The sequence below is a fragment of the Solibacillus sp. FSL K6-1554 genome (genome assembly GCF_038005185.1).
In the GTDB taxonomy this organism is placed as follows: domain Bacteria; phylum Bacillota; class Bacilli; order Bacillales_A; family Planococcaceae; genus Solibacillus; species Solibacillus silvestris.
In genome coordinates this window covers 3,182,728-3,202,323 of the sequence record NZ_JBBOSS010000001.1, presented here as the reverse complement: position 1 = coordinate 3,202,323, position 19,596 = coordinate 3,182,728, and the positions used below count along the sequence as shown (strand labels likewise).

Annotated in this window: 16 protein-coding genes; 11 read left to right on the top strand and 5 right to left on the bottom strand. The window is 38.0% G+C overall.

From position 1 onward, the window contains the following. The first annotated feature begins 37 nt into the window (after window positions 1-37). The 4 genes from MHB58_RS15960 to MHB58_RS15945 all read left to right on the top strand — a co-directional run bounded on the left by MHB58_RS15960 (window position 38) and on the right by MHB58_RS15945 (window position 4,824). Window positions 38-880 carry a hypothetical protein gene (locus MHB58_RS15960; protein WP_041865695.1) on the top strand — a complete coding sequence of 281 codons (843 nt, stop codon included), beginning with the start codon at window positions 38-40 and terminating at the stop codon, window positions 878-880. 408 nt (window positions 881-1,288) lie between these two features. After that, window positions 1,289-3,208 carry a hypothetical protein gene (locus MHB58_RS15955; RefSeq protein ID WP_340735583.1) on the top strand — a complete coding sequence of 640 codons (1,920 nt, stop codon included), beginning with the start codon at window positions 1,289-1,291 and terminating at the stop codon, window positions 3,206-3,208. Window positions 3,209-3,212: 4 nt separating this feature from the next. Continuing rightward, on the top strand, window positions 3,213-4,067 hold the full coding sequence (locus MHB58_RS15950; protein WP_340735582.1) for a hypothetical protein: 855 nt from the start codon (window positions 3,213-3,215) through the stop codon (window positions 4,065-4,067). Beyond that, window positions 4,057-4,824: a hypothetical protein gene (locus tag MHB58_RS15945; RefSeq protein ID WP_340735581.1), complete on the top strand. Its 768-nt coding sequence runs from the start codon at window positions 4,057-4,059 to the stop codon at window positions 4,822-4,824. Before MHB58_RS15950 ends, MHB58_RS15945 begins: the two co-directional genes overlap by 11 nt. Before the next feature lie 56 nt (window positions 4,825-4,880). Here MHB58_RS15945 and MHB58_RS15940 read toward each other — a convergent pair whose 3' ends face one another. From MHB58_RS15940 to MHB58_RS15930, 3 genes are all read right to left on the bottom strand, one after another. After that, entirely contained in the window at window positions 4,881-5,912 is a 1,032-nt protein-coding gene (locus tag MHB58_RS15940; protein ID WP_340735580.1) for a restriction endonuclease, read from the bottom strand. Between the two features lie 130 nt (window positions 5,913-6,042). Continuing rightward, complete coding sequence (locus MHB58_RS15935) at window positions 6,043-6,369, bottom strand: nucleoside triphosphate pyrophosphohydrolase (RefSeq protein ID WP_340735579.1); 327 nt, start codon at window positions 6,367-6,369, stop codon at window positions 6,043-6,045. 41 nt (window positions 6,370-6,410) lie between these two features. Beyond that, on the bottom strand, window positions 6,411-7,271 hold the full coding sequence (locus tag MHB58_RS15930) for a LysR family transcriptional regulator (protein WP_340735578.1): 861 nt from the start codon (window positions 7,269-7,271) through the stop codon (window positions 6,411-6,413). Between the two features lie 143 nt (window positions 7,272-7,414). Between MHB58_RS15930 and MHB58_RS15925 the strand changes: the two genes are divergently transcribed. The 3 genes from MHB58_RS15925 to tcuA all read left to right on the top strand — a co-directional run bounded on the left by MHB58_RS15925 (window position 7,415) and on the right by tcuA (window position 11,332). Next, window positions 7,415-8,704 carry a CitMHS family transporter gene (locus MHB58_RS15925; protein WP_340735577.1) on the top strand — a complete coding sequence of 430 codons (1,290 nt, stop codon included), beginning with the start codon at window positions 7,415-7,417 and terminating at the stop codon, window positions 8,702-8,704. Then, window positions 8,697-9,749 (top strand): AbrB family transcriptional regulator, encoded by a 1,053-nt coding sequence (locus MHB58_RS15920; RefSeq protein WP_340735576.1) that lies wholly within the window; start codon window positions 8,697-8,699, stop codon window positions 9,747-9,749. Before MHB58_RS15925 ends, MHB58_RS15920 begins: the two co-directional genes overlap by 8 nt. 95 nt (window positions 9,750-9,844) lie before the next feature. After that, on the top strand, window positions 9,845-11,332 hold the full coding sequence (gene tcuA, locus MHB58_RS15915; RefSeq protein ID WP_340735575.1) for an FAD-dependent tricarballylate dehydrogenase TcuA: 1,488 nt from the start codon (window positions 9,845-9,847) through the stop codon (window positions 11,330-11,332). A gap of 114 nt (window positions 11,333-11,446) precedes the next feature. Here tcuA and MHB58_RS15910 read toward each other — a convergent pair whose 3' ends face one another. Continuing rightward, the gene (locus tag MHB58_RS15910) at window positions 11,447-12,073 is read right to left on the bottom strand and encodes a D-alanine--D-alanine ligase (protein ID WP_340735574.1); all 627 of its coding nucleotides are present in this window, start codon (window positions 12,071-12,073) and stop codon (window positions 11,447-11,449) included. A 246-nt stretch (window positions 12,074-12,319) separates the two neighbouring features. Between MHB58_RS15910 and MHB58_RS15905 the strand changes: the two genes are divergently transcribed. The 4 genes from MHB58_RS15905 (at window position 12,320) to MHB58_RS15890 (ending at window position 18,167) form a co-directional block, all read left to right on the top strand. After that, on the top strand, window positions 12,320-14,365 hold the full coding sequence (locus MHB58_RS15905; RefSeq protein ID WP_340735573.1) for a catalase: 2,046 nt from the start codon (window positions 12,320-12,322) through the stop codon (window positions 14,363-14,365). A 137-nt stretch (window positions 14,366-14,502) separates the two neighbouring features. After that, window positions 14,503-16,059, top strand: coding sequence for an ATP-binding protein (locus MHB58_RS15900; protein WP_340735572.1), 1,557 nt, complete (start codon window positions 14,503-14,505; stop codon window positions 16,057-16,059). 4 nt (window positions 16,060-16,063) lie between these two features. Further along, complete coding sequence (locus MHB58_RS15895) at window positions 16,064-16,759, top strand: response regulator (RefSeq protein ID WP_340735571.1); 696 nt, start codon at window positions 16,064-16,066, stop codon at window positions 16,757-16,759. Between the two features lie 94 nt (window positions 16,760-16,853). Beyond that, a complete protein-coding gene (locus MHB58_RS15890) occupies window positions 16,854-18,167 on the top strand; it encodes a CitMHS family transporter (RefSeq protein WP_340735570.1) in 1,314 nt (437 codons plus the stop codon). 133 nt (window positions 18,168-18,300) lie between these two features. Here MHB58_RS15890 and MHB58_RS15885 read toward each other — a convergent pair whose 3' ends face one another. Continuing rightward, window positions 18,301-19,545, bottom strand: coding sequence for an anaerobic sulfatase maturase (locus tag MHB58_RS15885; protein WP_340735569.1), 1,245 nt, complete (start codon window positions 19,543-19,545; stop codon window positions 18,301-18,303). Window positions 19,546-19,596: the final 51 nt, after the last annotated feature.

The window sequence follows — 19,596 nt, the reverse complement described above, 5'->3', positions numbered from 1 at the left end:
TAAAAATAACAACTACGAATGAACATGGGGAATGTAAATGAAAAAAATAATCGCTGCTTTTATGATGTTAGGAGTCATTTTTATAATGAATGATGCACAGGCACAGCAAAATAATACAAAATCCACTTGGCTTTGGCATACCCATACGATTACAGATGAGCAAACAATCCAGTTTCTAATAGAAAAAGAAGTAACGACCGTTTATTTGCAGATTGATCCAGCAATACCGAATGATATGTACGCAGACTTTATTAACAGGATGCGCGAAGCAAATATTGAAGTGCAGGCACTGGATGGAGGTTCTTATTGGAATACAGCAAATTTTGATGCGTTATGGGCATGGATCAGTCAATACCATCAGGAATATCCTGCATCGAAATTTACAGCAGTCCATTTAGATGTAGAGCCTTATTTATCTGCATTATGGGAACAGAATCGAAACCTTGCAGTCAGTCAGTATCAAGAATTAATACAACAAGCCCTCTATAAAGTACGCTGTACAGAACTAAGGTTAGAGGCGGATATCCCATTCTGGTATGATGAAGTGCTATATTATAACCAATTTGGTGAAGGCAACTTGGCAGAGTGGATGATTGCGAATACAGACGGCGTCTCCATCATGGCCTATCGCAATACAGTTGCCGCATTAAAGAGCATTACAAAAAATGAAATGAGTTATGCAAAGAAGTATCAAACTCCGGTTGTTATGGGTGTTGAAACAATGCCTTTCCCATATGAGCCTTATATAACATTTTCAGCTGAAGGTGAAATCAAGATGAACCAAGTACTCGATCAAGTGGCAAGTCATTATGCTAAAAACCGTTATTATAGCGGGGTAGGAATACACTATGTGCAAAGCTGGCAAGGGTTGAGAGAGTAGTATGAACTAAAATAGTGAATTTTATTGGGGAATAGTTCCAAATCTTTAGGAGTGGAGGAGGGAGCGACATCTTAAAGTTATACACATTTATTTCACTTAAATAGCTTGGGTAAAATGAGTCGGGGTAATGTACCGGACTCATTTTACTTTTTTTAGATAGTTCGTTTCTTCAGTCGGATGTGAAAATGCCAATATTAGAAAAATAAAGCCAATGAATTTTTACGATAAGTAAATATTCATTGGCTTTACTCATTAATGAAAAATTATTTAATAAAATAATAATACAATTTGTTATGGAAAAAAGATTTATTATGATATTTATAGTAGTATTGGATTATAATGGGGGACTTTTTGTAGATATACTACGCTATACTTAGGAAGTATTAGTAATAAATTGGAGGATATAGTATGACGTTATCACATACGGATTCTTATTGGCAGTTTTCTAAAATACCAAATATAGAAGAATCAAATTTCAATAAAATATTAGAACGTTTTTATAGTTTAGGAGTAGCAGGCTTAACAAGAGAAAATATTCAAAACTCTTTAGATGGGCGATTAGATGATAATGAGCAGCCGGTCGTAGTAAAAATAAAACTTGGCGAAATTAACCGAAAACTGATCCCTGGAATGGATTCAATTACGGAACGCATTCATAGTCTTGAAGGGCGGAATGGTTATACAAAAGAGACCATTAGCCATATGAAAGCAACGTTGGAAGATAAAGAGGTACGCTATATTTCGTTTGAAGATAGTAATACACGTGGTTTAACTGGTGCAAAGTACGGTCAAAGTAATTCAAAGGATCATACATGGGGCATTTATGCATATAACAAAGGCGTTCACTTCGAAGAAAAAGATCAAGAATTTGAAGCTTCTCGCGGTGGTTCACATGGTGTAGGGAAAATTGCATCCAATGCAGCATCAGATTTACATATGATGTTTTTTGCTAACTGTGACAAAGATGGTGAGCAACATTTAGGAGGTACTATTCAGCTAATTGAGCATCAATATCAAAATGAGTATTATCGATCTACGGGCTACTTTGCTAAATTAGAAGGATCTAAGTTTATGCCGTTTGAAAATTACTTTGAAGACATTTTTGAAAAACAAACGCGCGGCCTGAAAATTGTTATTCCTTTTTTACGCAAAAGCTTTTATCAAGAAGACGAAATTGTTCGCTCGGTATGTGATAGCTTCTTTGTATCAATTCTTGAGAAAAAATTAATTGTACATATTAATGATTTAGTAATTGATGCCTCTACGATTGAAGAGATAGTAAACAACCCGGCATATTATGAGCAAGATATTTCGGCGATGAAAAAAGTGTTTACGCCTCTATATGTACGTACATATAAAAATGAAACACCACGGGTTATTGAAATTCCTCATGGCAATTCAACGTTTAAATTTAATTTGTACTTCAATTATGACGAGCAGATTCCAAAAGGGCGAGTTGCGATCATTCGAACAATCGGTATGAAAATTGAAGACTTTATGGTGAAAAATAACTCCACAAAACCTTTTAATGGTGTATTAATCGGCAGTAGTAATGAGGATGTGTACTTGAAATCACTTGAAAATGAATCACATACCCAAATCTCAAGTGATGATATTAAAAATCCGGAGTTAAAAAAACAAGCAAGGAAGTTTATTAATAATTTAACAAAAGAGCTGTTGAAGGTCATTGAAGAAGCTGTCCGCAAACATAATCCTGTTGACGGAAAAATTAATACGTCGGATCTTTTATATACAATGGAGCTGGATTTTAAAGAAAATTTAGCAGATTCTTTTGGTGCTATCAAAATTAAAAATGGCCGAAATATCGTGACAAGCGATGAAGGAAAAAATGCAGATACTGCACCGGCAAAAGAAAAACGCAAGAAGAAGAAAGACGAAAAGAATGTTAAACCAACTAATACAGGCGTACGAAGAAAAAAGACAAAGCCGGATAATGGCGATGTAGACGGTGCGGTAGATGATTTAAAGGATGAGTTCAAAATTAATCCTTATCGTGTTGAACGCTTGTTGTTAAATGACCAGGAAATCATTCAATTAAATTTATCGGGCGACGGGGATGTAGCAAAGGCTAAACGCTGTAATTTAAAATTCAACATAGTGGATGGCATGGGTAAAGAGTATATGGGCGAATTTAATATGCTGAAAAACTATGTGAAAGTTATCGATAAAAATACAAATGTTGAGTGTAAGGTTGAAAAGGATGCTATTAAAAACGTATCAATTCAAAAAGGCATTGTCAATTTACAGCTAGCTCTTCAACCAACTTATAATCGATCATTAAAATTCATTTACTATGTAGAGGTGTAACATCATGATTTACAAAAAAGATGCAAATTTCCCCTACCCAATACTTTCTTCTAATACATTTGCTTATGATGAAAGCGACTTTATGATTAAAGTAAGCTTTGAAGAAGATGGGGATTTATATAAATTTAAAATACAGGATCACTTAACGTCTGAATTTGTGCAAAACCTCTTACAAAAAGGGGAAGCACAGTACTTACTAGTAATCCAATCAAAAGATACAAAATTCTTCTCACTAGATCAGAATAACTTACAAGTCGAGATTCCAAAAAATCGAATGTCCCTATCAAGCCGGACATCGATTCAAATGCATATTGTTGCGAAGGCCGATATTTCATTTAATAGTAACCATGAGTTAAATCAATTTTATAATCAACTGAAATCATCCATTATCGTACCGAAATTCTCGATGTTGGGTTTCTCTAATATTGTGACGTTTGAGGGGGGAATGAAGAACCCGCTTGATTTATTTGAAAAGCGCTTAGATCCACAACTTTCCTCTGCGATTAAGTTTGAACTTGGTGCGGAATGTATCATTATTCATTTCCGTGATGAAGAGGTTCAGTTCCAGTCAATGGCGAAAGCGAGTGCATTTATAAATCCGTATCTCTACACAGGTTTACGAATGGCATTAGAGCGATTTATTGGCACATATGCGGAAGAAGATGACGATATCGTAGAACTTTCACAAATTACACAGCCTGAGGATTTATTGGACTATAAGTTATATAACTTAATGATAAGTAAATCGGTTGAGGAGTTAAGCGTAGATAATATTGATGAAGTAATTGGCCGAATTTCGCATCAAATTATTGAAAAGTACGTGAAGGCTGTAAAGGAGTTAGTCGCAAATGAAGATTAGACTTTTAAAGGATGGATATAAGAAGGATGAGTTACTTTACGTCGCATTTCAAGCAGGTGAGGTAGTAGACGAAGATTTCTTTTTAGATGAATATGTCGAAATCAAAAATGCTCCTGATTTCCCGATTTATATGGGAAAAGGTTCAGAAGCACAAAAGAAACAAGATTTTTTAGAAGCATTTCGTGTCATGGAAGAATCGTATGTACAGTTAGACCGTGATATTCACTTTAGCGAGAAATTTTGGCATTCGTTATTTGTTACAGTAAAGCGTGATTATATAGTGACACACTACCCGCAAGTTATGGAGAGTTACCGCGAATTCACGAATATTGTACTAAAGACATTTGACTGGGAGAACTACGTATATAAATGTATTTTAGCAGTTGAATATGTTAGCGATGCGCAGGAGCTAAGTTTTTCCAAAGAAAAGTACTCTGAACTGATCGTAGAGAATTTAGACATCTTTAACTATATTATTAAATATGCGATTTTCCGAAATGGTGATTTCCTTGTAAAAATCCTAACGATTATACATGAACTCGGCGTCAGCGAGATTTTGAAGGCGAAAATAACAGATCGTCCGGACTTAGGAAAAGATGAACGTTATGGCCGTCGCGTTATTTTCGAGCTTAATAAGGCTTACCCGGTATTAATGAGCCCCTTATTAGATAATGAGGCACTGCAGGAAGAGTTTTTAAAAGCGTTGAGCAACTATTATGATGTATCGACCATTGAATCGAATAAGGTAGCTTTATAAAAAATATAAATGATCCATCCATTTTTAATAAGTGGATGGATCGTTTTGTATTATTGCTACATCTCTTCAAAATAATCCAAATCAATTCGTTTAATAGTAAAAGTTTGTTCGTTAGATACACCAACGTTAAATTCAAATAATAAATCTGTTAATCGCTGGCCATCAATTAAGATTAGCGATTTGTCGATACCTTCTGCGTAATCAAAGGCTTCTTTTGTAAAGCGAGAAGTTGTAATGAAGATTCCTTTATTCGCTTTAAACCCAACAAGGCTGCCAACAAATGCTTGGATGTCAGGGCGTGATACCGGGTTGCTCCAGCGTTTGCCTTGTAAATAAATTTTATCCAAACCGAGAATGTCTTCTTTAATAACCCCATCAATTCCGCCATCACCGGATTTTCCGACAGCTTTACCTGCATCTGCAACGGAACCGCCATAACCCATTGCGACAACTAAATCGACAATTAACTGCTCGAAGAATTGGGGAGTGTTGTTCATAATTTTTTCGAGTATTTCCTCTTGGACGGCCTGTTTAATGAGGGAGTAATTTTCAGTTAGAAGTTCTAGAGGTGTTTTTGATGTATCAGTATTTGCTGCTTCAATTTGATTATCAGCACTTGAAGAAGACCCTTTTTTGAAAGCTAGATATTCAGGAAACTGTTTTAATACTGAATCATTAATATATGTAATGGTAGGATCGTTAATAATAGATAAGCCTCTATCCGTTATTCTAAACACTGTTCTTCGTGGACTTTCTATTAGTCCGGCATTCTTCAAGTAAGTTCTAGCCCATCCAAAACGGTTGCCAAATAAACTTTTCTTACCACTAGGAATCATTTCTTTCAAATCTTCTTTTGTTAAATTGAAATGTTCAATAAGTGATTCATTTAGTTCGCTTAATGTATGTTCTTGCCTGTCTTTTAAACAGCCAAGAAGAGGATACATAAATTTTTCATATGTAGGGATGGCCATTGTTACACTCCTTAATATTAGTTGATAAGATTTTTGACTTTCATGAGCTAATGATTCACCGCTCGTTGGTCCGAACATAGCTACCTGTTCTTCTGATTCACTCCATTTCTTACTCAAAGGAAAAGTCTAATTTGCATGCTTATAGGTAGCCCTATAAGTTCGTAGTGTTTCTTTATTCAAGGGAATGGTTGAATTGAATTGGAATAGTTTTATAAATTCATCAAGGTTAGATGTAATGAGTCTTAAATTACTCATCCTCAACCTCTATCAAATAAATCGCTTGCTCAAATCCACCATGCTTTTCTTTCTTTGCAACCCGAATTTTTTCAAGATCTTCAAAAGTCGCTTCATGAATAGGGAGGGCAGCATGGATTAGTTCCAAAATGTCAGCTAGTTCCTCTAAGGCTTCTTGATTATTAGTAGTCTCTTGATATTCATGCACCTCCTCTTCAAGTTTATTCTTAATTTCTGTCAAATGTTCAGAAGAGTGTAGGATACGTGTAGTGAATTTACTACCAGACTTTTCAATGATTTGTGGTATTAAGTCGCGTACTAGTTTGTTGTAAACAGGCATTGGAGATCCCCCTTTTTACTTTTGGCATTGTCATAGCCATTCTATTTATTATAATGTCCCTTTAAAAAATCCAAAAATAATTTAACATGTCTTAATTTCTCCACATACGGGTTATAAAATAAACTCGTCTCTCTATAATAAATATCTTCTCCAAAATCGTTCAATGAAATTTTAAAGAATTCTTCTCCTTCTATACTGATTTCGGGCAATACGGCAATCCCGAGATTATATTTCACCATCTCTTTACATGTCGCAGCCTGGTCGGTTTCAATACTGGGACGGATAGGTTGCTGAAAATAAGTACGCCACCATTTATCAATCATAAGACTTAACGAAATATCCGTTTTATAAGTGATAAACGGTAAGTTTGGAATATCCTCTTTTATAAATGGTGTTTTCGATACGACAAATAATTCTTCTGTAAAAAGTGTATGCTTTTTGGCATTCAATGCATAATCACCGCGAATAATTGCTAAATGTATCTCCTCCGCATTCAGTGACTCTTTGATTTCACTGCTCCATCCGGTTTTTAGTTGAATATAGATATTCGGATAAAGTTGTTTAAATTCATCCAATATTTTGGGGAGGTGATATAAGGAGAATAAACCGGAAGCACCAATAGAAATGGTACCCCTTGTATCTACAGTTAGGTTGGCTAACTGATCTACTAATAATCTTTCATTATGTATGACCTGTTTCGCATAATCATATAAAATTTGACCTTCTTCTGTAAAATCGATTCCTTTTGAGCCGCGTACAATTAGCTCGATTTTATATTTCTTCTCCAGTTGTTTAATCCGGTATGTTAGTGCGGGCTGAGATGTATAAAGATTGCTAGCGGTATGTGTAATGTTTTTTGTTTTGTATAAATCTATTAATAATTGGGCGTCATTTATATTCACAGGCAACTCCTCCTTCTTCGGTGCAATAAAAAAATTTTATCGGTATCGCTTAAAACTATCTATTTTATTTATTTGAATATATCATATATTCTGAAAATAGGGATAGTAAAACGCTTTCAAACTAATAAGAACGGGGGAGGTATATGATAGCTAGCTTAGGCTTTATAATGATAATCCTATTTACGTATCTCATTATGAGCAATCGTTTATCACCAATCGTAGCATTAATAACAGTTCCGATTCTATTTGCCATATTTGCGGGATTTGCTTCAACTCTTGGCGACATGATGCTTGATGGGATGAAACAAGTATCGTCAACGGCTGCGTTATTATTATTCGCTATTTTGTATTTTGGGGTAATGATTGATGCTGGATTATTTGATCCTTTTATTCATCGTCTTTTAACGGTTGTCAAAGGGGATCCGGTAAAAATTGCAATGGGAACGGCTGTATTGGCACTGGCTGTTGCATTGGATGGAGATGGTACTACAACGTACATGATTACCGTTTCAGCATTACTGTCTCTCTACTTAAAGATAGGAATGAATCCTTTAATTTTGGCAACTATCGCAATGCTTTCTTTAAGTGTGATGAGTGGGATGACGCCTTGGGGAGGACCGGCAACTAGAGCAATTGTTGCAACTGGTGTAGATCCGTCTGAATTTTTTGTGCCTTTAATTCCTTTAATGGTAATAGGGGCGATATGGGTACTGCTCGTAGCTTATTTGTTAGGGAAAAAGGAACGCAAACGTGTGGGAGTTCATGAGCTTTCAATCGACCATGTTATGCAAACAGGTGTAGAAAGTGCAGGCAAGCCTTCACCGATTCGCTGGTGGACAAACCTGTTGCTAACGGTTGCTGTGATGGTGATCCTCGTAAAAGGGATTTGGCCGCCATCTGCTATTTTTATCCTTGGCTTTGCCATTGCATTGATGATTAACTTCCCTAAAAATACGGTACAAAAAGAGATTATTATGAAGCATGCAGGAAATGCATTAATCGTAACAGCACTTGTATTTGCCGCAGGAATTTTTACGGGTATCTTATCAGGAACAGGCATGGTAACAGCCATGTCCAATGCACTGATCTCCTTGATTCCGGATTCCTTAGGCTCACAATTACCATTGATTGTCGGGATTACGAGCATGGCCTTCACGTTTGTCATGTCAAATGATGCTTATTATTTTGGTGTTCTACCGGTCTTGGCAGAAACAGCTACATCATTCGGGGTTGACCCAATTGAAATAGCACGTGCCTCTGTACTCGGTCAACCAGTGCATCTATTAAGTCCATTAGTGGCTTCGACCTTTTTGTTAGTTGGGATGATCTCAAAAGAGTTAGGGGAATATCAAAAATATGCGTTTCTATGGTGCTTTTTAACATCGATTGTCCTTATTATTGCTGCGGTCATTACAGGAGCAATTAGTGTTTAAGCTGAAAAAGAAGAATTTAATACACACAATTTCCCCTATTGTAACAGTGATAATGGTCGCAATTGTTGGTGTCGCCATTTTTCAATTAATCAACTTCCCGATGCCTTGGATGTTAGGCTCTTTATTTGGTGTATTGTTCACACAACTGCTTTGGAAATTTCCGATGAAGTGGCCGGTCGTCATGCGAAATATCGGATTACTTATAGTAGGAACTGCGATTGGCCAACTTTTCACTTTTGATATTTTAGTGGCTATGCAAGATACACTGCTTTTTATGTTGCTCCTTAACATCGTGTTAAGTGCATTTTGCCTTGCATTAGCATATGCATTGCAAAAGTGGGCGCATATACCACTTGCAACAGCTTTAACAGCAAGTATTCCAGGTGGTTTGTCTCAATTAGTTGTATTTGCAGAAGAGCAGGAAGCTATTGACGTGGCAGTTGTAACGTTCTTTCATGTCATTCGGGTACTTTTCGTAGTCGGGTTAATACCGATTATAGTTTCCTTAACAGGGAAAGTTCCGGAGACAATCGAAACAGGCTCAACTAATTTATTGCATAACGGCCTCTTAATTTTACTTGGCTTTATATTGTTACCGGTTGGGAAAAAATTAAAATTGCCCGTACCGCATTTTTTAACACCTGTCATTATGGGGTTACTATTAAGTCTATTGAAGGTAGAAATAGCGCCGATAGACAGTAATTTATTGCATATCGCACAGCTATGTATCGGTGCATATATCGGGTTACTATTACATCCCAAATCTTTACGTTTACCAAAACGTGTATTAATCGGTGGAATCAGCAGTGCAATATTACTATTAATCATTACTTTTTTTATTGCGGAAGGAATGGTGCTGCTTTTTGAAATGGATTTTGCGACAAGCTACTTAAGTACTGCTCCGGGCGGTATGGATCAAATGGGACTAATCGCAACTGCTTTACAGGCCGATGCAACCCAGGTGACCCTATTTCAGTTATTTCGAATGTTGTTTATTTATATAATCATTTTACCGCTTTTAAAATGGAGATTACTAAAGAGATAAAAAAAATTTATGGTTATTTCTAAAAGATGAGTATTTCATTTATTTCAATATATTTTTTATAGTAAAGCTAACAAATAGAAAAGGGGATATGTCAGATGTCACAATACGATGTTGATGTAGTAATTGTAGGTGCAGGGAATGCAGCGTTATGTGCAGCGATTTCTGCAAAAGAACAAGGAAGTTCAGTACTGGTACTGGAAAAAGGACCGTTCGAGAAACGAGGAGGGAATTCATTCTTTACAGACGGTGCAATTCGTGTTGCCTATGAAAATTTAGAAGCTGTTACAAAAGTAGTTGATTTGGATCAGGAAACGATTAATAAAATCGATATGCCCGTTTATTCGGCACAAGACTTTTATGATGACATTATGCGTGTTTCAAAAAATCAAAGTAAACCGGAACTGATTCGTCAGCTAGTGGATCAGTCATTACCAACGATTGAATGGATGAAAAAACAAGGCGTAGAGTTTGAATTGAACTATGCGAATCAGTCTTTTGAAAAAGAAGGAAAGATACATTTTTGGGGCGGTCTGCCAGTTAAAACGGTGGAAAAAGGGATTGGCTTAATGAGAAGTTTATTCAATCGCTGTGAAGAATTAGGGATTGATGTATGGTATGAAAGTGCAGCAACGAAGATCGTAAAGGAGAATAGTACCGTTGCGGGAATCGAAGTTCAAACAAAAGATGGACTTAAAACGGTTAAATGTGAAAGCGTTGTGCTGGCATGTGGCAGTATTGAAGCGAATAAAAAGAAACGTGCCGATGCATTAGGAGAAGAGTGGAACGAGGCGTTAGTTCGAGGTACTGAATTTAACACTGGTGATGGTATCGATATGGCGGTATCAATCGGTGCGCAAACATTCGGTCAAGTAAATGGCTGTCATGCGATTGGGACAGATGCCAATGCGCCACGAGTTGGAGATTTCCAAAAACCAGGTGATATTTTCAAGAAACACTCGTATCCGTATAGTGTGATGGTGAACGTGGAAGGGAACCGTTTTGTAGATGAAGGGGCAGATTTCCGAAACTACACATATGCAAAATACGGTAAAGAAATATTGAAGCAACCAAATAATATTGCTTATCAAATTTATGATACAAAAGTTCGTCCAATATTACGCGCGGAGTATAATTTAGAAGAGGCGACAGTCGTTGAAGCATCTTCACTAGAAGCGCTTGCAGACCAGCTGGATATTAATAAGGAGCAATTCTTACAAACAATTAATGAATTTAATGCAGCTGTTCAAGAAGGGGAATTTAATCCTTCTGACAAAGACGGAAAATGTACAAAAGGGATTACGCCTCCGAAGTCTAACTGGGCACAAACAATAAGTGAAGGGCCTTTCTATGCTTATCCAGTTACTTGTGGTATTACATTCTCATTCTGGGGATTAGCGACAACTCCAGAAGGTGAAGTATTAAATACGAAAAATGAACCAATTGAAGGCTTATATGCTGCCGGTGAAATGATTGGTGGGATTTTCTATGAAAATTACCCAGGTGGATCCGGGTTAATGTCTGGTTCAGTATTTGGTAAACTGGCTGGTGCAGCAGCTTCACACCATGCCCAAAAGGTTAAATAAAATATAAACGTATTTTTAACACAAGGTAATCACTACCTTGTGTTTTTTTTCTAAAAAAGAACTCCCACCTCTAAGAGTGGGAGCATGACAGACGTTTCGTTAGAAAAATTTTATTTATGGGTAGAGCAAAATTTTTACAGCAGAGTTAGCAACGTTATTGTGAGAAGACTGTTCTAATTTTTCCAATACATAAAATGTAGAAGGCATGTACTGTTCGGCTTGTTGTTTTAGTAAGATTGATTTCATGGATAAAATAAAACTGATTTTTTCTTGTTCAGTAAGCTGATTCCATAGCTCTGTATTCATCTGTTGATGGTCATTATAGGGCATTGAATACAGATTCCAATCACTATATTGGCTTTGCGCATTTTCAGTTTCATATAGTGTCGATAAATAAGCATCTACGTAAAAATCGGCGTTTTCTGGTTCGTTTTTATAAATGGCGCTACTTAATTGTCCAAGCATGGTTTGAGCTTGTTGATGCAGTTTGCTATCCAAATCCGCATGTGCTAAATCACGTTGTAACTGTTGAACCTTTAACAATTCATTTTCAAGATTATATTCACTGTCATTGTCATACATGGATACATAATTAGTTTGTAAGTATTGATTTATGGACTGAATGACATCATTGTCTTCCATTTCATAACTTGCTTGTGGCGTAGTTATAAAACCGAATAAAATTATTGCTAATCCAAAGAAACTGAAGAGACTATACTTTGAAATTTGAGCAATCTTCACCACTTTCAACTCCTTGTTTTATTGTAGGGCAATCTAAACGTCCTTTAAAATACTTGTTGGTATTATTTTATTCTTTTAGGTGGGCAAATACAAATTTTATTAGTTCCTTTACTTATTATAAGCAAGTTAATTATTTGGATAAGCTAAAAGTTCTCTCACGTTTACTATTATGCTGTTTGCAAATGCATACTTTTACATAAATTATTCCATGTACTCATACCATTTAATGTTGAGGAGGGATATTAAATGAGTGAACATAATGACCGAAAGAACAGCAAAGACGAACAATTAGACATTTTTCGAACAGATGATAAAGGAAAAGAACTTACAACGAATCAAGGGTTAAAAGTATCAGAGGATGAATTCTCATTAAAAGCGGGAGTAAGGGGGCCAACTTTACTTGAGGATTTTCATTTTCGTGAAAAACTAACCCATTTTGACCATGAGCGGATTCCAGAACGTGTTGTCCATGCACGTGGTTTCGGTGTGCACGGTGAATTTCAGTTATACAAAAACATGGAAAAGTATACGCGGGCAAAATTCCTTCAGGATACTTCCAGAAAAACGCCTGTATTTGTTCGATTTTCTACTGTCAATGGTTCCCGTGGTTCTGCCGATACCGTTCGCGATGCAAGAGGATTTGCAACCAAATTCTATACCGAGGAAGGGAATTATGATTTAGTTGGCAACAATATTCCGGTATTTTTCATCCAAGATGCCATCAAATTCCCGGATCTTGTACATGCATTTAAGCCGGAGCCAGATAATGACATACCACAAGCTTCTACTGCACATGATACGTTTTGGGATTTTGTCGCGAATAACCAGGAATCTGCCCATATGATCATGTGGATCATGTCAGACCGCGCTATCCCACGCAGTTTCCGCATGATGGAAGGGTTTGGTGTGCATACATTCCGTCTCGTCAATGAGGAAGGAAAAGCACATTTCGTAAAATTCCATTGGAAGCCTTTATTGGGAACACATTCTTTAGTATGGGATGAAGCCCGTAAACTGGCGGGCATCGATCCGGATTTTCACCGCAATGACTTATGGGGTGCGATTGAAAACGGCTTTTTCCCTGAATTCGAACTAGGTGTTCAGATTCTTGCTGAAGAGGACGAATTCAGCCTCGGGTTCGACATCCTGGACGCGACAAAGATTTGGCCAGAAGAAGACATTCCTGTAAATATTATTGGAAAGATGACGTTAAATCGGAATGTAGATAATTTCTTTGCGGAAACAGAACAGGTTGCTTTCCATTTAGGGAATGTCGTACCGGGAATCGATTTTACAAATGATCCATTATTACAAGGACGGCTATTTTCATATTTAGATACACAATTACTCCGTCTTGGCGGACCTAACTTCCATGAGATCCCGATTAACAGACCGGTTGTCCCCTTCCATAACAATCAGCGGGAAGGCTTCCACCGCCAGACGATTAATTTAGGGAAAGTGAATTATCACCGTAATTCATTAGCAGGGAACACTCCGTCACCTGTAAGTCCGGACAAAGGGGGATATGCCACTTATCAGGAAAGAGTGGACGGTGTGAAAATCCGAGCTCGAAGTGAAAGTTTTGCCGATCACTTTTCACAAGCGACACTTTTCTGGAACAGTATGAGCCCACCTGAAAAAATGCATATCATTGAAGCGTTCAGTTTTGAACTAAGTAAAGTGAAAAGTGAGTCAGTGAAACAGCAGGTGGTGGATATGTTCGCCAATGTAGATATGGATTTGGCAACCGCCTTCGCAATAAATATCGGAGCACATCCTCCTGCACGGGGCGGTTCGGCTGTAACAAAGTCCTCCCCGGCACTCAGCCAGGAAAATACAGTGAAATCAGTACAAACAAGAAAAGTCGCAATCATTTTGACAGAGGGATTCAATGGTCCGGAAGTTAATTACGTGCTCTACCGATTGATTAACCAAGGCATAGTTCCGGAAATTATTAGTGAACATATTGGGATGGTACACGGAACAGAAGGAGTGGTCGTAAAAGCTGAACACACCTTCCTAACCGCAAAATCCGTGCTGTTTGATGCTGTTTATATGGTTAGAGGAAGTAACACAAACGTCATGTTTAACAAGGATGCAGCCTATTTCATAGATGAAGCCTATTCACATTACAAGCCAATTGGTGCGACGGGCGAAGGGATTGAATGGCTGCGCGTCAATCAGATTTTAGGTCAGCCCGGTGTAATAACAGGAGCAGACATGCAGGATTTCGCAACTCAATTCATTGAAGCGATAGCAGCCCAACGGTTCTGGTATCGGGAATTAGCATAAGTATTAAATACACGTAAAACCTTACTTACACAAGGTTTTGCGTGTTTTTTTGAGGTAATCTCATCCTGATAATTGTTAAACGAGATCATTCTACATGGTAAACTAGTAAAAATGATGACCTGAAAGGGGGGACTTTCATGATCAATCGCTTAAAACAATCACTAACAGCCCATCTCATCATGACAATCAGCGGAATCATTTTTACGATTTGTGTGCTGTTTTTACTGCTGATCAATCATTACTTGGACGAATCGGTACTGGATGAGATGGGGGAAAAGGCGTTGACGAGTGCGTACTTGATTGCTGATCGGCCGGATGTCGTCGGCGCATTTTCTAAGCAAGATCCGTCTTCCATTCTTCAGCCGATTGCAGAGGATATACGGAAGCAGACCGGGGCGAGTTTCGTCGTGATAGGGAATAAGCAGGGTATTCGCTATACGCATCCTAACACCGAAAAGATTGGGAAGTCGATGGTCGGCGGGGATAATGATTCAGCGCTGATTAACAAAGAGTCCATTGTTTCCGTAACGAAGGGTTCAATGGGTGAATCGGTTCGCGGGAAAGTACCGGTTCTGGTTGACGGCAATGTTGTCGGGGTTGTTTCGGTTGGATTTTTGACAAAAGATCTTCAAGGAACAATCGATACTGCATTTTTCGGTTGGCTTCAAATCACGCTCCTTCTGGCAGTTTTCGGGATTGTCTGTGCGGTGCTGATCTCGCTTTATGTAAAAGAACAGCTGCTCGGTATGCAGCCGGCACAAATTGCGAAGCTTTATTCGGCCTATCATACAATACTAGAGGAAACAACGGATGGTGTGATCTTAACGACATTGAACAATGAAGTGGTGATTGCCAATTCACGTGCGAAGGAACTCATCTCATCCCTGACAGAAGGGATATCATTACATACGCTGCTCCCGGAACGGTTATTTAAAGAAGAAGTCATCAAGGCCCTGGAAATTCCGTTGCAGCAGCAGGAAATGATTTTTTCGAAAACGCTTTTGAAACATGAAAAGCAGCTCGGCTATTTATATATTTTGCGTGCCAAGCTTGAGTATGAAACAGTGATTAATGAGCTGACATTGGTGAAGCAGCAGGCGCGTATGCAGCGAGCGAAAACGCATGAATTTGCGAATAAGCTGCACGTTATCCTTGGCTTGTTGAAGCAATCCCATATTGAAGGGGCAATTGCGTTTATCAGGCAGGAACAGCAGGATTCTACGAAACAGCAGCAGGCACTTGCAACACAGCCTTCAATATTGCTTCAGGCATTGCTTGAAGGGAAAATATCAGAAGCGAAAGAGCGCGGTATTACCATTTCGATTGAAACCGAGGATGTATTAATCGATTATAATGATGAAGAAGTGGACGCATTATTAACATCGCTAGGGAATGTCCTTCAAAATGCGATGGATGAATTGGATCAAACAACTATATCGGATAAGCAAATTAAGCTGTTTATACAGCAGTATCGTCATGAGCTCATAATAGAGGTGCATGATAATGGTCCGGGCATCGATGCAGAAACAGCAAATAAAATTTTCACTCTCGGATTTACGACAAAGGATGGCTATGATCGCGGTTACGGCCTGGCAATCAGTGAACAGGCACTTGAAAAAGTCGGCGGCTCACTGCTGATCGAAGAAAGTGACTTAGGCGGGGCCTGCTTTTTAATCATTTTACAAAGGAAGTGATTCAATGGATATTTGGCTACTGGAAGACGATTTTCGGATTGCGGCGATTCATGCCGATTATATAAAAACAATTCAGCGGGATGCACAAGTACAGCAATTTTTAACGGGAGCCTCATTAAAAGAAGCACTCTTACATAAAACACCGCCAGCTGTTCTGTTGATGGATTTATATATTCCGGATGTCACAGGCTATGAACTTGTTGCGTATGTACGCATGCATTTTCCGGAAATCCGCATCATCATGGTAACGGCTGCAGCCGAGCGTGCGCATGTGGAAGCTTTATATGCATACGGAGTATTCGATTATATTGTGAAGCCGTTTGATGAAGAGCGATTGCAAAAAGCATTTCTGCAGCTTCATCTGACACAGTCGGCATTACAAAAGAAAACACATTTCTCGCAGCAAGACCTGGATACGTTGTTTTACCGGCAAAATCATTCCACGATGACTGAAAAGGCACTGCCGAAAGGAATCGATACCTTTACACTCGAACAGGTCATTCACTTATTTAAGGAGCAAAAGTACACAACGTTAACAGCGACACAGTTAAGTGAAGTGATCGGTACTAGCCGCTCCACAGCACGACGCTATTTGGAATATTTAGTGGAAATGAATATTCTGGAGACGAAACTGCTTTATGGTACAGTCGGTCGTCCGGAACGTAATTATGTCCTCCGTGAAACTTATGAACAAAATTAGCTTTATTGTTTTTATTAAATAAATGAGCATATTCTTCCTCCTAACACAGAATTGTCATAAGATTATAAGAATTCTAAGCAATGGGGGTTGTTGAATGTTAAGTATTATTGGTATTATTACGATTTTAGTTATCGTCACGCTGTTAATTAGCGGACGTGTATCACCGATTGTGGCAATGGTTATTCCGCCAGTAGTGGCAATGTTTGTTGCGGGTTATTCGTTTGATGATTTAGGGGTATTTTTCAATGATGGAATTAGTTCTGTAATCAGTGTTGCCATCATGTTTATTTTTGCAATTATATTCTTCGGGATTATGCAGGATGTCGGTTTATTCGAACCTATTATCAATAAAATGGTAGCGCTGTCAAAAGGGAATGTCGTGCTTGTTGCAATCGTTACGGTAATTGTCGCGGTTATTGCACAGCTTGACGGTTCAGGTGCTTCCACATTTTTAATTTCGATTACGGCATTATTGCCGCTATATGTTCGACTTGGCATGAACCCGTATTTACTTTTACTATTAGTCGGCGGTTCTGCCGCAATTATGAATATGATTCCATGGGGCGGGCCATTAGGGCGTGTTGCTTCCGTTCTTGAAACAGATGTAACAGAGCTATGGCACCCGTTAATTAAAATTCAGGTGATCGGCGTTGTGCTCATGCTGCTACTAGCTGTCTTTATGGGCTTCCGTGAAAAACGTCTGATTGCGAAACGAGCGCAAACAGGACAAACGTTAAACTTCGATTTGAGCAACAGTATTTTAAATGCTGAAACGGATGAAACATTGAAACGTCCAAAGCTCATTTGGGCAAACGCAATTTTAGCAATTGTTGTTCTTGCTGTGTTAATGTCAGGCCTTTTACCAGCAGGCTTAGCGTTCCTGATCGGTGTCGCAATCGCTTTACCATTGAACTATCGTACACCGAAAGAACAGATGGGACGTATTCAGGCACACGCATCGAACGCATTGACAATGGCTTCGATCATTATTGCTGCCGGATTGTTTTTAGGGATTTTAAATGGGACAGGCATGTTGACGGCCATTGCAAACAATGCCGTAAATATTTTGCCAAGCTTTTTAGCTCAGTATTTACATATTATTATCGGGGTGCTTGGTGTACCGTTTGACTTGCTGTTAAGTACGGATGCCTACTACTTCGCATTGTTCCCGGTAGTTGATCAAATCGGTTTAACATATGGCATCGATTCATTATCCACAGCGTATGCGATGATCATCGGTAACATCGTCGGCACATTCGTATCACCACTTGCACCAGCAGTATGGTTGGCACTAGGTCTGTCAGGCCTGGAAATGGGCAAACACTTAAAGTTCTCATTCTTCTGGATGTGGGGATTGAGTATTACCCTACTGATTATTGCGGTTTTAATTGGTGTGGTACAAGTATAGATTGATAGATTTAATGAAGCTTAAAAGTCGATTCCCCATGAGTAAATTAGTGGGAATCGACTTTTTATAGTTTATATAAAGATGTTTGATTAATTTTCAATAATTTTGTACACCTAACTCTTTTTCTTTACAATCATTTTTGTACAATTAATGGACCTTTTATTACTTGTTTAATGTCCGATACAGGGAGATCATTCTCAATTAATTGAACCATAACTTTCATATATTTATGAATGTAATTAAAATATTTTCGATAGCCTTTACATAAATAATTTAATCCGGGTTCGCCATCTTCTGTAGTTAAAAATCGATGTTTTGGACATTCTCCGTTACAAGCGAATCGTACTTCACATTGTAGGCATTGTTTAGGCAGGGATGATTTCTTTTGTGTTCCAAATGTCTTTTGCTGATGTGAATCTAGCATTATTGCTAAGTCATCGCTTAAAATATTTCCTAATTTATAATCCGGATACATAAAGTGATCACAGCTATATACATCTCCATTGTGCTCAATCATCGCAGCTCTCCCACATTCAACCGAAAATAGACAAGATACAGCCGGTAAACCAAGCCATGATACAAGGGCATGTTCAAAATTTAAAACAAAAATATCACCCACATGTTCGCTCACCCAGATATCAAACAGTTGAATTAAAAAGTCACCGTAGCTTTCAGCATCAACCGTGAATTCACTAACTGTTGTTTGTTCATCAATAGTATTTAACTTCGGTGGTAGCCCATGTTTTAACCCTAAATATAACGATTGTTCCGATGAAACTCTTTCAACAATTGGAGTGAATTGTATATATTTAACACCTTCATCCACAAAGAAACGATAAATTTCTGGGCCATATTTTAAACTTTCATTCGTTATACAAACAAGTATATTAAAAGGAACATCGTATTTTTGCAGTAATTTCATTCCTTTATAAATTTTATCGAAAGTTGTCCTTTGACCACGATCTACTCGATATTTATCATGTATATAATCAGGACCATCCATACTTAAGCCTACTAAGAAATCATGTTGTTTGAAGAACTTTGCCCAGTCTTCGTTTAATAGTGTTCCATTTGTTTGAATGGAATTGTGGATTTTCTTATTTCCTCGATGTTTCTCTTGGAGGGCAAGTACCTTTTTGTAATAGTCAATTCCTAATAACAAAGGTTCGCCACCTTGCCAAACAAATGGTATTAGCTCTGTATTTTGCTTATGAATATAGTTTAATATGAATTGCTCTAGCACTTCGTCGTTCATTTTGAAGCTAGTGCCTTTTTTAAATAATGATTCTTTTTCGGTATAAAAACAATATGTGCAATCAAGATTACATATAGGTCCAGAAGGTTTTGCTATAAGGTGAAATGCTTCCGTTATTGCCACAGTTTTTCCTCCTAAAAGAGCCAATGGGAGAGTCCATTGGCTAATGAAAAT

Coding starts and splice junctions, on each gene's coding strand:
- MHB58_RS15935 (WP_340735579.1), bottom strand. CDS start 6,369: ATGCCTGTTTACAACAAACTAGTACGCGACTTAATACCACAAATCATT.
- MHB58_RS15960 (WP_041865695.1), top strand. CDS start 38: ATGAAAAAAATAATCGCTGCTTTTATGATGTTAGGAGTCATTTTTATA.
- MHB58_RS15905 (WP_340735573.1), top strand. CDS start 12,320: ATGAGTGAACATAATGACCGAAAGAACAGCAAAGACGAACAATTAGAC.
- MHB58_RS15945 (WP_340735581.1), top strand. CDS start 4,057: ATGAAGATTAGACTTTTAAAGGATGGATATAAGAAGGATGAGTTACTT.
- MHB58_RS15895 (WP_340735571.1), top strand. CDS start 16,064: ATGGATATTTGGCTACTGGAAGACGATTTTCGGATTGCGGCGATTCAT.
- MHB58_RS15890 (WP_340735570.1), top strand. CDS start 16,854: ATGTTAAGTATTATTGGTATTATTACGATTTTAGTTATCGTCACGCTG.
- MHB58_RS15900 (WP_340735572.1), top strand. CDS start 14,503: ATGATCAATCGCTTAAAACAATCACTAACAGCCCATCTCATCATGACA.
- MHB58_RS15925 (WP_340735577.1), top strand. CDS start 7,415: ATGATAGCTAGCTTAGGCTTTATAATGATAATCCTATTTACGTATCTC.
- MHB58_RS15950 (WP_340735582.1), top strand. CDS start 3,213: ATGATTTACAAAAAAGATGCAAATTTCCCCTACCCAATACTTTCTTCT.
- MHB58_RS15955 (WP_340735583.1), top strand. CDS start 1,289: ATGACGTTATCACATACGGATTCTTATTGGCAGTTTTCTAAAATACCA.
- tcuA (WP_340735575.1), top strand. CDS start 9,845: ATGTCACAATACGATGTTGATGTAGTAATTGTAGGTGCAGGGAATGCA.